The 13,564-nt window shown below is 70.9% G+C and carries 14 protein-coding genes; 11 read left to right on the top strand and 3 right to left on the bottom strand.

The window, feature by feature from the left end; all coding sequences use genetic code 11:
• Nucleotides 1-259: 259 nt before the first annotated feature.
• From ACIHIX_RS17755 to ACIHIX_RS17745, 3 genes are read left to right on the top strand one after another with little or no spacing between them, the layout of a single operon-like run.
• Nucleotides 260-1,060 (top strand): hypothetical protein, encoded by an 801-nt coding sequence (locus ACIHIX_RS17755; RefSeq protein WP_399956447.1) that lies wholly within the window; start codon nt 260-262, stop codon nt 1,058-1,060.
• 28 nt (nt 1,061-1,088) lie between these two features.
• Complete coding sequence (locus tag ACIHIX_RS17750) at nt 1,089-1,610, top strand: hypothetical protein (RefSeq protein WP_399956444.1); 522 nt, start codon at nt 1,089-1,091, stop codon at nt 1,608-1,610.
• Nucleotides 1,607-1,993, top strand: coding sequence for a hypothetical protein (locus tag ACIHIX_RS17745; protein WP_399956441.1), 387 nt, complete (start codon nt 1,607-1,609; stop codon nt 1,991-1,993). Before ACIHIX_RS17750 ends, ACIHIX_RS17745 begins: the two co-directional genes overlap by 4 nt.
• Nucleotides 1,994-2,049: 56 nt before the next feature.
• Here ACIHIX_RS17745 and ACIHIX_RS17740 read toward each other — a convergent pair whose 3' ends face one another.
• The gene (locus ACIHIX_RS17740; RefSeq protein WP_399956438.1) at nt 2,050-2,577 is read right to left on the bottom strand and encodes a CGNR zinc finger domain-containing protein; all 528 of its coding nucleotides are present in this window, start codon (nt 2,575-2,577) and stop codon (nt 2,050-2,052) included.
• A gap of 107 nt (nt 2,578-2,684) precedes the next feature.
• On the opposite strand from ACIHIX_RS17740, the gene ACIHIX_RS17735 reads away from it, so the two are divergent.
• The 8 genes from ACIHIX_RS17735 (at nt 2,685) to ACIHIX_RS17700 (ending at nt 9,611) form a co-directional block, all read left to right on the top strand.
• Nucleotides 2,685-3,128: a VOC family protein gene (locus tag ACIHIX_RS17735; RefSeq protein WP_399956436.1), complete on the top strand. Its 444-nt coding sequence runs from the start codon at nt 2,685-2,687 to the stop codon at nt 3,126-3,128.
• 2 nt (nt 3,129-3,130) lie between these two features.
• Nucleotides 3,131-4,018: a pyridoxamine 5'-phosphate oxidase family protein gene (locus ACIHIX_RS17730; RefSeq protein WP_399956434.1), complete on the top strand. Its 888-nt coding sequence runs from the start codon at nt 3,131-3,133 to the stop codon at nt 4,016-4,018.
• 9 nt (nt 4,019-4,027) lie between these two features.
• On the top strand, nt 4,028-4,486 hold the full coding sequence (locus ACIHIX_RS17725) for an NUDIX hydrolase (RefSeq protein ID WP_399956431.1): 459 nt from the start codon (nt 4,028-4,030) through the stop codon (nt 4,484-4,486).
• Nucleotides 4,487-4,586: 100 nt separating this feature from the next.
• Nucleotides 4,587-4,961: a hypothetical protein gene (locus ACIHIX_RS17720; RefSeq protein ID WP_399956429.1), complete on the top strand. Its 375-nt coding sequence runs from the start codon at nt 4,587-4,589 to the stop codon at nt 4,959-4,961.
• The gene (locus ACIHIX_RS17715) at nt 4,958-5,863 is read left to right on the top strand and encodes a hypothetical protein (protein WP_399956426.1); all 906 of its coding nucleotides are present in this window, start codon (nt 4,958-4,960) and stop codon (nt 5,861-5,863) included. The genes ACIHIX_RS17720 and ACIHIX_RS17715 overlap by 4 nt, the downstream gene beginning before the upstream one ends.
• A gap of 168 nt (nt 5,864-6,031) precedes the next feature.
• The gene (locus tag ACIHIX_RS17710) at nt 6,032-7,822 is read left to right on the top strand and encodes a TIGR03767 family metallophosphoesterase (RefSeq protein WP_399956423.1); all 1,791 of its coding nucleotides are present in this window, start codon (nt 6,032-6,034) and stop codon (nt 7,820-7,822) included.
• 91 nt (nt 7,823-7,913) lie between these two features.
• Complete coding sequence (locus tag ACIHIX_RS17705) at nt 7,914-9,044, top strand: serine hydrolase domain-containing protein (RefSeq protein WP_399956420.1); 1,131 nt, start codon at nt 7,914-7,916, stop codon at nt 9,042-9,044.
• Between the two features lie 114 nt (nt 9,045-9,158).
• On the top strand, nt 9,159-9,611 hold the full coding sequence (locus ACIHIX_RS17700) for a hypothetical protein (protein ID WP_399956418.1): 453 nt from the start codon (nt 9,159-9,161) through the stop codon (nt 9,609-9,611).
• Nucleotides 9,612-9,691: 80 nt separating this feature from the next.
• Here ACIHIX_RS17700 and ACIHIX_RS17695 read toward each other — a convergent pair whose 3' ends face one another.
• Together ACIHIX_RS17695 and pepN are read right to left on the bottom strand one after the other, a co-directional pair.
• Nucleotides 9,692-10,738: a hypothetical protein gene (locus tag ACIHIX_RS17695; protein ID WP_399956415.1), complete on the bottom strand. Its 1,047-nt coding sequence runs from the start codon at nt 10,736-10,738 to the stop codon at nt 9,692-9,694.
• A 206-nt stretch (nt 10,739-10,944) separates the two neighbouring features.
• A complete protein-coding gene (pepN, locus tag ACIHIX_RS17690; RefSeq protein ID WP_399956412.1) occupies nt 10,945-13,518 on the bottom strand; it encodes an aminopeptidase N in 2,574 nt (857 codons plus the stop codon).
• Between the last annotated feature and the right edge of the window lie 46 nt (nt 13,519-13,564).

Below are 13,564 nucleotides of genomic sequence, written 5' to 3'. Positions count from 1 at the left end.
CGGAACGAGGTTCCGGGTGATCGCACAGCTTTACGCATGGGAAGGATGTTTAGGGAGAGTTGACCGAATCGATATGGACGCGTGGGGAAAACCCCCTAGGTCATTGGTGAGTTAACCGGCATACCGGTCCATCCGGCGTCACGGGCAGCGGGGTTACCCCGCCCCGGCGGTGCTTTAGATCCTTGTTGCCATGGCCTGGTCAAACCTTTACGATCTGCTCCGACCAAGATCACAGGGCTTTCACAGGGCGGAGCGTGCCTTGACCATGCTGGACTTCCACTTCCCGAAATGGGGGGTCTGGGCCGCCGCGGCCGTCGCGGTGGCGGCGGTGGCCGGGGGCGCGACCCTGCTGCCGGTCGCCGAGGCCGACACCAGGACCCTGGACTCGGAACCCGAGGTGATCGCCCACGCCCTGGAGAGCGTGGAGTTCGAGAGCGTCGGGCAGATGGCCGTGACCTCGCCCGCCGTGGTCCGCGCGACCGTGACCGCGGTGAACCCGGGACGCATCGTCGGCGCCGACGAGACCGCCGAGCCGGGCGAGGAGACCGCGGCCACCCAGGCCCGAGAGGTGACACTCCAGGTCAACCAGGCGTTCTCGCCGAACGGCCGCACCACCTTCCCGGCCCCGATCAAGGTCGAGGAATGGGGCTGGGACGCCAGCGGCGACGGCTACCAGGTCAACAACTACAAGTGGAGCGAGGTCGGCAAGGAGTACGTGTTCTTCCTGCGCGGCTCCGCGACCACCGGCTGGAACGTCATCAGCACGGAGGGCCGGGCGGAGATCCTCGCCGACGGCTTCCTCTCCTCGTCGGCCGAGGAGGGCTCGGCGCTGAAGCAGAGCATCGAGAGCTACGACATGCTCGACCTCTCGATCTACCTCAAGCGGATCTACGACACCAAGAACCCGCCGCCGGATCTGCCGACCGCCGCCGAGATGCCGGTCGCCGGCCCCTCCGGGTACGAGAACTCGCCGCTTCCGACGGCCGGCGCCACCGCGGAGCCCACCGACCTGGGCACCAACGACGGCTCGGAACCCACCCCGTACCCCTCCTCCACCTGAACCGTCTCCAGCTGAAATGAGAGAGCAAATGTCACGTACGACGCGCCCGTTGTGGGTCGCGCTGGCGGCGGTGCTCCTGGCCTCCCTCTCCTCGCCGGCCCACGCGAGTCACGACGACTCCGGCATGGACCCGGACAACAGGCAGCAGGCCGTCAAGGGCTTCAACCTGACGGTCAAGGGCAAGGGGGCCATGGAATGGGGCAAGGAGCAGCTCGAACGGAGTGTCATCACCACCTCGTGGGGTGGCGGTGACATCGAGGTCCACGACTACAAGACGGAGAACGTGACGTGGGCGGGGCAGACCAGGTGCAAGGACTGGAACGCGCTCTTCACGTCGTGTGACGTCATCACCATCCAGTTCAACACCGCCATGTACCACGACGACTTCGAGTGGCTCACCATGGGCTGCCACGAGTTCGGGCACACCGGCGACCTCGGGCACCGCAAGGCGTCGAACGACACCGACAACAACTCGTGCATGCGCTCCACGACGGCGGCCTACTACAGGTTCGACCAGCACGACCTCAACGCCATCAAGGCGGGGACGTGATATCCAGGCGGACCCGTATCGGCGTGGGCGCGGCGGTGCTCGTCGTCGGCCTCGGCGGCGGACTGCTCGGCTACCGGTGGGCGACGGCGGACGACTTCGCCGACGCCAAGGCGCAGGCGGCCTTCTGCCGTACGGCGGAGCCGCTGGATCTCCAGACCGTGAACGATCTGGGTCTGCACGACAAGCACCACATCCTCGAGGATCTGAGCGAGCAGGCGCCCGACGGCGTCCACGACGACTTCGCCACGCTCCTGGACTGGTACGACCACTTCGATCCGCAGGACGAGAACGACGCGCGTGCGGCGAGCTTCGCCGTGGGCGAGTTCATCGAGCGCAGTTGCGACGCCATCAACATCGGTGGGGTGCGCGCCGCGGACGGCTGAACGGCGTCCGGACACGGCGAGGGCGGGTTCCCGGCAGGGGGCCCGCCCTTCGCGCGTCAGGGCTTCTGTGTCCGCGCGTAATGGCGCGACGCCTTCGCCCGGTTCCCGCACGCCGCCATCGAGCACCAGCGGCGCGTCCCGTTCCGTGAGGTGTCGAAGAAGTGCAGGATGCACGCCTCGTGGGCGCAGCCGCGGATGCGGTCGGGCGCGGTGGCGAGCAGTTCCAGATAGCCCCGGGCGGCGAGCCACGCGGGCCCCCAGGCGGGGTCGCGGAACTCGGGGATCTCGCCCGGCCCTTCGGCGGTGAGGGTGGCCCGGATACGGCCATGATCGAGCACGGCGTCCAGCGGAGCCGTCTCGCCCCCGTCGACCGCCTTGCGCAGCGCGTCCCGCGCCTGGAGGGTGTGCCGCAGGGTGGCCGCGTCCGCCGCGAACCGCCCGTCGAGCGCGTTGGCCGCCAGCCATACGGCGAGCCCGTCGGCGTCCTGGAGCAGATCCTGGACGGCCCCTTCCCGCATCCACCGCGTGTTGAGCAGATCGAGGGCGAGCGGCTCGCCGGTGAGCGGGCGCGGGTCGGCTGACATGCGGGTCTCCTTCGATGCTAACCACTCAAGGGTACGTGAGGGGTTGCGTCGACCGCGCCTAACCTTTAACTTTATTGAGAGAGGTTAGTCATCCGAAGGGACGCGTCATGACCTTGCGCACCGGCCACATCGGCCTGAACGTCACCGATCTCGACCGCTCGCTCGCCTTCTACCGGGACGTCCTGGGCTTCACCCTGATCGCCGAGGGCAAGGAGGAAGGCCGCCGGTACGCGTTCCTGGGCGACGGCACGGCCCTGGTCCTCACGCTCTGGCAGCAGGCGGAAGGGCCGTACGCGAGCGACCGCGCGGGCCTGCACCACCTCGCCTTCGAGGCGGACTCGATCGAGCGGGTGCGCGCGTACGAGGAGGCGCTGCGGACGTACGGCGTGGACTTCGCCTACGAGGGAGTCGTCGCCCATCGCGAGGGCGCCGCGTCGGGCGGCATCTTCTTCCACGACCCGGACGGCACCCGGCTGGAGATCTCCGTGCCGAGCGGGGCGGAGGGGGCGCCGGCGCCGGTGGAGTCGGCCCCGACCTGCGGGTTCTTCTAGCCATGGGCGTCTATCACGCGGGCTCGCGGGCGGTGCAGGAACGGGTGGGGGTGCGGGAGCGGGCAGATCACGTGGGTGCCTCGATCGGGGAGGGCATCAAGCCGATCGCCGCCGCGTTCCTGGAGGCGCAGCCCCTGCTGACCGTGGGCGCCGCGGACCCGTCGACGGGCGCCGTGTGGGCGTCCCCGCTCACCGGCCCGCCGGGCTTCGTACGGGCGACGGGCCCGCGCCAGATGTCGGTGACGGGAGGGGTCCCGGCGTCGGACCCGCTCGCCACGGCCCTCGCCGAGGACGGCACGCTCGTCGGCACGATCGCCCTCGACCCCCGCACCCGCCGCCGTATGCGCCTCAACGGCCGACTCCGGCCCACGGAACGGGGATTCGCGGTGACGGCGGACCGGGTCTTCGCCAACTGCCCGAAGTATCTCCAGCGGAGAGAGGCGTACGAGGTGGTGGCCGGCCGGGGTGGCGGGACGCCGCGACGGGGGCGGGAACTCTCCTCGGACCAGGCGGAGTTCATCGCCACGTCCGACACCTTCTTCCTGACGACCGTGCACCCGGGCGGCGCCGACACCAGCCATCGGGGCGGCAACCCAGGCTTCGTGAGGGTGGCTTCGCCGGGGGAGCTGAGCTGGCGGGACTATCCGGGCAACTCGATGTTCCTCACCCTGGGCAACCTCGCGGCGGACCCGCGCGCGGGCCTGCTCCTCCTGGACTGGACGACGGGTACGACGCTCCAGCTGACGGGGGAGGCGCACACGGAGTTCGACGCGGCGGGCGGTCGCCGGGTGCGGCTGGCGATCCGGGAGGTCGTCGAGACACCGGAGGCGCTGCCCCTGCGCTGGTCGGCGCCCGAATACTCACCGGCCAATCCGCCGGACAGGCCCTAACGTCCCCCTATGCGCAAGAAGTTGAGGGTGGCGGCCTACGCCCTGTGCGTCCGAGACGATCACCTCCTGCTCGCCCGCTGGATCGGCGACGACGGCAGGCCGGAGTGGACCCTGCCGGGCGGCGGCATGGAGCACGGCGAGGATCCCTACGACACGGTGCTGCGCGAGGTGGAGGAGGAGACCGGGTACACCGTCGAGATCACGGACCTGCTCGGGGTCGACTCCATCCGCCTTGCACAGGAACGGCGTTGGGGCCGCGGCGTCGACCGCCAGGGCCTGCGCCTCGTCTACGAGGCCCGGGTCACCGGCGGCGAGCTGCGCCCCGAGATCGGCGGCTCCACCGACATGGCGGCCTGGCATCCCCTGGCGGAGGTGCCCGAGCTGAACCGGGTCGGACTGGTGGACGTGGGGCTGGCGTTGTGGCGGGAGCGACCGGCGACGGGGCGGGTGGCGGGCGTCCGGGATTAGGCCTTTGGGTCGCCGCTGCCGATTCCCTCCCGGACGGGGCGCTTGTCTGGAATGCTGAACGGCATCGCCATTGCCGAGGGGGACGGCCATGGAATGGTCGATGTCCATCACATACGGGGCGCTGGGTGGCCTGGTCGTGGAGATCGTGGTCTTCTACGGCCGGATCGCGACCTGGCAGGCGGCCAGGCACCGCGCGCTGTCGCGGAACCGTCGCCGCGACAAGCTGCCGCGCTTCGACAAGTACATCGACCCGCCCTCCGACGCGCTGGCCGCCCTGACGCGGATCTGCCTCGGCGCCGGCGCCGGCTGGCTCTTCGCCCCCCAACTGACCGGCGCCCTCGCCACGGTGGCGGTGGGGGCGTCGGCACCGGCGCTGCTGCGGCAGCTGGGGAGTGCGCGCACGCTCCAGGCGGCGATCGCCGGGACGCAGGCGGAACCCGCGACGCCGGCCGGTGAGGAAGTCCTCGAGTCATGACCCGCCGCCTCGCGGAACGCTACTGGGCCTCCCTGACGGACTCCCACCCCGAGGCCCTGGACCACCTCGTCGAACACGGCCGCCGCCGGGACCTGCCGCTGTGGCGGCGGTACGTGGCGTCGCTGCTGGACGTCGAGCCGCTCGCCCTCGACGGCGGCGCGGACATGCGGGTGGGGGAGGGGGATGCGGCTGGGGTATCGGAACCGCCCGCATCCACCTTCTCCTACACCCTCGACACGGACATCGACCTCGGGCGGCCCGTGCCCGCGCGCGGGTTCGGCCGGGTGATGGCCGGCTGGGCGCTCGCGGTGGTCTTCGTCGGCGTGGCCGTCCTCGGTTTCTCGCTCCACTTCGGTGCCCGGCAGCAGGTCGTCCCGGTCATCGAGATCGGCGGCGCCCCCCGTACGAGCCCGCCGCCCGCGGCACGTGAGGAGGCCGGCGGGTTCGCCTGGGTCCCGCCCCAGGGCTGGCGCCGGGACGTGAAGACCGGTGCAGAGGTGCACTACACCTCTCCTGAAGGCGACCAGGAGGTCGCCGTGAAGTCCGCCCTGGCCCGGGGCGACCTCATGAAGACCTGGAAGGCATCGGAGAAGAACGCCCGGCAGGGGGAGGACTACCGGAAGATCCGGCTCGACCCGGCCCGCTTCGAGGGCTGGCCCGCGGTCCTGTGGGAGTACACCTTCACGCTCCAGGGCAAGCCCTGGCACGCGGTGCTCCTGGGCTTCACGGTGGAGGGGCGGACGTACCAGATCAACACCTGGTACCAGCCGACCGCGACCCAGCCGACGAAGACCTACGAGAAGGTCCGGGCGAGCTTCACCTTGCTGCCGTCGGAACCCTCGACTACCCCGCCAGATGAACAGCCTGTGACCACCATCCGCCCACCGGACGAGCCCTCGTAGACACCCAGGGTCCCCCAAGATCCACGTACGGTGATCGGTGTTGCGCGTTGCCGTCTCGTTCACGCACAGGTCATCCTCGCTGCCAAGCATCCAGAGCGAGCGGGGAATTCGCGTCAGCGAGCGACCCGCGACCACTGCCGACGCGTTCGCACTCGGGGAGACCGCGCCATGTCGCGCACACGCTCTGTCGCCACCTCCGCCCTCGCGGTCAACCGCCGCACCGTCCTCGCCGCCACCGGCGCTGCAGCCGTCTCCGCCGGCGTCGGCTACGCCCTGCGGCCGACCGACAGCCAGGCCGCCACCGCCACCTCGACGTCCACCGCCGCCGGCTCCGGCATCGCGGCCGAGGCGCCCGTCGCCCAGTCCCGGCAGGCTCCGGCCACCACCCCCCTCGCGCCCTACACCCGCGGCACCACCGTCGCCACCGTCGCCGCCGCCCGCACCTCCTCCGGCTTCCGCCGCCTCGGCAACGGCCCCGGCTGGGCGCGGGTCGTCCGCGGTGACCTCGCCGCGCCGAAGACCGGCCGCGCCGGCCGCCGTACCGCGCTCGCCGCGTTCGTGCAGCTCACCGACATGCACCTCATCGACGCCCAGCACCCGATGCGGCTCGAATACCTGCGCTCGACCGACGTGCACGCCTGGCGTCCGCAGGAGGCGCTGACCGTGCACGGCGCGGTCGCCCTCGTCGAGCGCATCAACGCGCTGCGCGGCGGCCCCGTCACCGGAGCCCCGCTGCACTTCGCGATGACCACCGGCGACAACACGGACAACAACGCCAAGTCCGAGCTGGAGTGGTTCCTGAAGGTGATGAGCGGCGGCCGGATCAGCCCCAACTCCGGTGACCCGCGGCGGTACGAGGGCGTCCAGAACAGCGGCCTCAAGCAGTACTGGCAGCCCGACGCCACGGTCCGCGACGCCGACAAGCAGCTCGGCTTCCCGCACCTCGACGGCTTCCTCGCCGCCGCGATCCGCGAGCTCAACAGCCCCGGTCTGAACCTGCCCTGGTACTCCACGGTCGGCAACCACGACGCCATGCCGCTCGGCTGCTACGGCTCCCACGCCGACCCCTGGCTCACCGAGTACGCGGTCGGCGGCAAGAAGCTCATGAGCCTGCCGGCCGCCGAGGCGAAGAAGCTCCAGAACGCCATCAAGACGGCCAAGGACCCCAAGGGCGCCGGCTTCCGCGACCTGCTCAAGGCCCACGCCCGAGACATGCGCGCGGTGACGCCGGACGAGAAGCGGGCACCGTACACGCCGACCGAGTACGTCAGGGCCCACCTCGACCCGGCCCACCGCGGTGTCGGCCCGGTCGGCCACGGCTACTCCACCGCCAACCTCGACGCGGGCACCCAGTACTACTCCTTCCGCATCGCCGACGACGTCATCGGCATCAGCCTCGACACCACCGACGCGGGCGGCCACTACGAAGGCTCCGTCGGCACGGCCCAGTTGAAGTGGCTGGAGAAGACGCTGACGGACAACAAGGACTCGTACGCGATCGTCTTCAGCCACCACACCAGCCAGTCGATGGACAACACCCGACCCGACCCGGCCCGCCCCGGCGAGCGCCGCCACAGCGGTGCCGAGGTCGTCGCCCTGCTGGCCCGCCACCGCAACGTCCTGGCGTGGGTCAACGGTCACATCCACCGCAACGACATCACCGCCCACGCGGGCTCCGGCGGCGGCCCCGGCTTCTGGGAGATCTCCACCGCCTCCCACGTCGACTACCCCCAGCTCGCCCGGGTCGTCGAGCTGGTGGACAACAAGGACGGCACGCTCTCCCTCTTCACCACCTGCGTCGAGTCCTCCGCCCCGCACCGCACGGACTTCGCCGACCTCTCCCAGACCGGCCTCGCGGCGCTGTACCGCGAGCTGTCGTTCAACGCCCCGGGCGCCAGCACGACGCTGGGCGGCGCGGCGCGGGACCGCAACACGGAGCTGGTGCTGAAGAAGGGCTGAAAGCCGCTCAACCGGAGTACACCGGTCAACCTCGGCGATACCGGCCGTGTCTCCTCCTCCGACCAGTACGAAGGGCCGGAAGGGGAAGTACATGAGGACCGTACGGACGACTCTCGTGGCGGTGACGGCGGTGGTGCTGTCGGCGGCACTGGCGGGCCCCGCCCTGGCCGCCCCGAGAGACGGCGGCGAGCACGGCGCTACCCGGGAGGCGATCGAGGCCGCGGTGAAGGACGGCGTGCCCGGCGTCACGGCCACGGTGGGCCGCTGGTCGGCGACGGCGGGCGTCGGCGACCTGCGGACCGGCTCCCCGCGCTCGCCGTACGACCACTACCGCGTCGGCAGCATCACCAAGACCTTCGTGTCGACGGTGCTGCTCCAACTGGAGTCGGAGGGGCGGCTGTCGCTGGACGACACGGTGGACAAGTGGCTGCCGGACGTGGTGCGCGGCCACGGCCACGACGGCCGTGGGATCACCCTCCGCCGGCTGCTGAACCACACCAGCGGCATCTACGACTACACGTCCGACGACGACTTCGGCCGGACGTACTTCCTGGCCGACGGCTTCCTGAAGCACCGCTACGACACCAAGTCGCCGCGGGACCTCGTGGCGATCGCGATGCGGCACGCGCCGGAGTTCGAGCCGGGTGCGTCGTGGAGCTACTCCAACACCAACTACATCCTGGCGGGGATGGTCATCGAGAAGGCGACGGGACGGCCGTACGCCGCCGAGATCCGTGACCGGATCATCGAACCGCTCGGCCTGCGCGCCACGTCCGTCCCCGGCACCCGCGTCACCGTCCCGCAGCCCTCCGGTCGCGCCTACTCCAAGCTCGCCGAGACGACGACGGGCCCGACGTACGACGTCACGAAGCTCAACCCGTCCCTGGCGGGTTCGGCGGGCGGCATGATCTCCGACTCCGCGGACCTCGGCCGCTTCTACTCGGCTCTCCTGCGCGGCAGGCTGCTCCCGCCGAAGCAGCTGGCGGAGATGAAGACGACGGTCACGGCGGTGGGCTGGCCGGACGCCGGCTACGGCCTGGGCCTCATCGACCGCGAACTGAGCTGCGGCGTCCACGTCTGGGGCCACGGCGGCGGCATCCACGGCTCCCGGTCGGAGGCGGTCACCACGGCTGACGGCCGTCACACCCTGGCCTTCAACTTCAACGGCGACTGGTCGGGAGACAGTGACGCGGTGATCGAGGCGGAGTTCTGCGGAAGGTAGCGCTCGCTCCGCACTCCTGGGGACCACCTGTACGCATGCCGGTCATTGACAGCGAGTCGGCGACCGGCGGAAGATCTGCGTCGCCAGCGGTGATCTTTCGGGTCGGGATGTGTGATGCCACGGTCGGCGGAGCGAGTCAGGGCCGTCTCGCAGGGTCTTCTGGAACCCGGTGAGCGGACCCGGCGGGTCATGCTGGCGCAGGGCGGGGTCAGTCCCTGGTGGCGGGCCGGGTTCTTCCTGGTCGGGGCGATGGCGTTCCAGCTGGTTCCGGTGGGCGGGTACGCGGGATTCCGGGGCGCCCTCGGCGGTCTTGCCGGGGTGCTTCTCGCCAACGCGTTCACGAGCCGACGGGTGGTGCTCGTGACCGACCGGGCTGTCGTGGTGCTTCAGTACGGCCGCTTCGGGGCGGTCAAGCCGACCCGGGTGCTGGCGCGGCTGCCGCTGGGAACGGAGATCGGGCCGCTGTCCGGGACCTGGGCACGCATCGAACTGGCCGGTGAGCCGCTCTGGGTGCACCGGCAGTGGCAGGGGGACGCGGCGGCGTTCGTGCCGCCCCGGCTCGGCTAGCGCGGCACACGAGGAGGGGCCGCCCGGTCCCCTCCGCCCGGCGGCCCCCCCTCTCCCCCCTTGATCCCCCCGGTCCGTCACTACCGGGGGAGGACGACCACGTACGCGGCCGGGTCGCGGTCGCCGGACGCCATGAGCGCCGTACGGACCACGGCCGCCTGTTGCTCCATGGACTCCCTCAGCTTCTTCGGGGTGATGTGGACGACCGTGATGCCGAGGCGCTCCAGGTGCTCGCGCTTGCGGGCGTACTCGGACCACAGCGCGTCCTCGTCCTGGCGGGGGGCGCGGGTGTCCAGTTCGACGGCTACCGCCTGCTCGGGCCAGTACGCGTCCAGGCCGCCGAGGTGCGGGCCGCCGGGCAGGCGCAGGTCCACGTTCCACACCGGGTCCGGCAGGCCGTGCTCGCGCACCATCCGGTACAGACGGTCCTCCGCGATCGCCCGCCCCTCGGCGAGCAGGGAGTCCACCGCGTCCACCACATGAGGGCGGGACAGGAGCTTCGCCTGGTTCAACTCACGGACCACGGCCGCCGGTTCGCAGTGCCCGCCCCGGACGGCCTCGGTGAGCAGACGGCGTACGGCGCCCGCGTCCGTCAGCTCCGACACCGCGTCCGCCAGGGCGCGCGGCACCGGCGCCACCGGGACGCCCGTCACCTGCTGCGGGGTCGGGAGGGACGCCGTACGGACGATCCGTGCGCTGCCCGTCGAGCGCAGCCGGCGCAGCCGGGGGACCAGGACGTCGATCCTGTCGACGGACATCAGCGGCGGGGAGGAGGTGAAGCCGTGCAGGGTCAGGGCCGCGAGGCCGGTCAGCATCGCCTCCGTGTACGTCGGGGCGTGCGCGTCCTCCGCGCCGGGCTGGGCCGGAACCCCGGCCGGACGCTCCTTCGCCGCGTACATCAGGACCGCGTGCAGCCGCTCCTCGCTGGTCGGCGGGCCGGGGTGGAGCAGGATCACGCCCGGGAGGATCTGCTGCCAGGGGCCGCCGGGACGGCACTGCTCGTTCACGTCGGCCGGCGAGACACCGTGCGTACGCAGCTGCGCCGTCGTCATCACCCGGCGGTGCACCTCGGAGAGGTGGCGGACCGGGCGGGGGGAGAGCGGGGGGACCGGGGTGTTGTGGTTCATGCAGCGGGGATGCCCGCCGACCGCCGCCCCTCTAACCGCTGTTACGCGCCTGTCGATAAATGCGGACAAGCCGGTACTAAAGGACGGGTGTTCGGATGCCGAGTAGGCGGCGAAAACCCCTGGTCCGAATGGGTGGGACCAGGGGTTACGGTCATAATTGACTGAATTCCGTAACGGCTACGGACCGCCCAGGCTTTGGCCAGAGATCAGCCCGTCTTCGCGTCGCACTCCTGGCCTCGCAACGCCCTCGCCAGATCGTCCCTCGCCTCCAGCACCAGCCGCCGCAGCGCCGGGGGCGCGTCCTCGTGCGCCGACAGCCACGCGTCCGTCGCGTCCAGGGTGTCCGGGGAGTCCTGCAAGGACGGGAACAGTCCGCGCACCACGTCCATGCCGATCTGGATCGACCGGTCCGCCCACACCCGCTCGATCGCCGCGAAGTACTTCTGCGCGTACGGCGCCAGCAACTCCCGTTGCGAGGACTGGTTCCACCCCCCGATCGTCGCCTCCACCAGCGCGTTGGACAGCGCGTCCGACTCGACCACCTGTGCCCACGCCTGTGCCTTCACCGCCGCCGACGGCCGGGAGGCCAGGCAGCGGACCTGGTGGCGCTTGCCGGACGCCGTGTCGTCGCGGGCCAGTTCGGCCGCGAGGACCTCCTCGTCCGCGAGGCCGTGCGAGGTCAGCGGGCCGAGGAACGCCCAGCGCAACTCCTGGTCCACCGTCAGACCGTCGATCTTCGCCGTGCCCTCCAACAGGCCCTGGAGCAGCTGGAGATCGGCCGGGGAAGAGGCCACCGACGCGAAGAACCGCGCCCACGCCAACTGGTGCTCGCTGCCCGGCTCCGCCAGCCGCAGCTCCTTCAGCGCCCCCTCGGCGAGCAGCCGCTCGCCCGTCGGCCGCCACCCCGGCGCCGCGTAGTTGACGAGCGACGAGTTCGCCCACGCGTGCAGCATCTGGAGCACACCGATGTCGGACTCGCGGCCCGCGAAGCGCAGCACCAGGTCCATGAAGTCCCGGGCCGGCAGCAGCGCGTCCCGCGTCATGTTCCACAGCGCCGACCAGCACAGGGCACGGGCCAGGGGGTCCGTCAGATCGCCCAGCTGCCGCTTCAGCGTGTCCAGCGACTCCGCGTCGAAGCGGGTCTTGCAGAAGGTCAGGTCGTCGTCGTTGACCAGCACCAGCTCCGGCGCCTCCGCGCCCGCCAGCTCGGTCACGATCGTGCGCGGGCCGTCGACGTCGACCTCCACGCGCGCGTACCGCTCCACGGCGCCCTCGGGGGTACGCCGGTACAGGCCCACCGCGACGCGGTGCGGGCGCAGTTCGGGGTGCGACTCCGCGGCCTCCTGGAGCACCGCCAGCTCGGTGATCCGGCCCTCGGCGCTCAACAGCACCTGCGGGGTGAGGGAGTTGACGCCCGCCGTCTGGAGCCATGACCTCGACCACGCCGCCATGTCCCGGCCGCTGGTCTCCTCAAGGACCGACAGCAGGTCACCGAGGCGGGTGTTGCCGTACGCGTGCCGCTTGAAGTAGCGCCGCGCCCCCTCCAGGAACGCGTCCTGGCCGACGTACGCCACCAGCTGCTTGAGCACCGAGGCGCCCTTGGCGTACGTGATGCCGTCGAAGTTGAGCTTGGCGTCCTGGAGGTCGCGGATGTCGGCGGTGATGGGGTGCGTGGAGGGCAGCTGGTCCGCGCGGTAGGCCCAGGCCTTGCGGCGGTTGGCGAAGGTGATCCAGGCGTCCTTGAAGCGGGTCGCGCCGACGTTGGCGAACGTGCCCATGAAGTCCGCGAAGGACTCCTTCAGCCACAGGTCGTCCCACCACACCATGGTGACCAGGTCGCCGAACCACATGTGCGCCATCTCGTGCAGGATGACGTTGGCCCGGCCCTCGTAGGACGCCTGTGTCACCTTGCCCCGGAAGATGAACTCCTCGCGGAAGGTCACCAGGCCCGGGTTCTCCATCGCGCCCAGGTTGTACTCGGGCACGAACGCCTGGTCGTACTTCCCGAAGGGGTACGGGTAGTCGAAGTGGTCGTGGAAGAAGTCCAGGCCCTGCTTGGTGACGAGGAAGACGTCGTCGGCGTCGAAGTGCGGGGCCAGACCCTTGCGGCACATCGCGCCCAGCGGGATCTCCAGGCGGGTCCCGTCCTCCAGCACCCGCTCGTAGGAGTCCGTCACATAGTGGTACGGACCCGCCACGACACAGGTGATGTACGTCGAGATCGGCTTCGTCTCCGCGAAGCGCCACACGCCGTCCGTGTGCGTGGCGACCCCGTTGCTCCACACCGTCCACCCCTCGGGCGCCCGCACCTCGAAGCGGAACGGGGCCTTGAGGTCGGGCTGCTCGAAGCACGCGAGGACACGACGGGAGTCGGCCGGCTCGTACTGCGTGTAGAGGTAGACCTCGCCGTCCTCGGGGTCGACGAAGCGGTGCAGGCCCTCACCCGTGCGGGAGTAGGCGCACTGGGCGTCGACGATCAGCTCGTTCTCGGCGGCGAGGTCCTCCAGGGTGATCCGGGAGCCGTCGAAGACCTCGCCCGGATCGAGATCACGGCCGTTGAGCGAGACCGAGGTCACACTCGGCGCGATCAGATCGGCGAAACTGGTGGCGCCGGGCTCGTTGCAGCGGAACCGGAGCGTCGTCACGGAACGGAAGGTGCGCGGAGACTCGTCGCCCTCCCCGACGGCCGAGCGGACGTCGAGGGACACCTCGTACCCGTCGACGGACAGCAGGGCGGCCCGCTCCCGGGCCTCGTCGCGGGACAGATTCTCACCGGGCACAGGCGGCACTCCCTCAGATCGACAGCGAGCGGTGTTCGGTATGTGG

This window comes from Streptomyces sp. NPDC051913, from assembly GCF_044593635.1.
Taxonomy (GTDB): domain Bacteria; phylum Actinomycetota; class Actinomycetes; order Streptomycetales; family Streptomycetaceae; genus Streptomyces.
The sequence above is the reverse complement of the archived record's forward strand: the minus strand, read 5'-3'. Positions and strand labels throughout refer to the sequence as shown.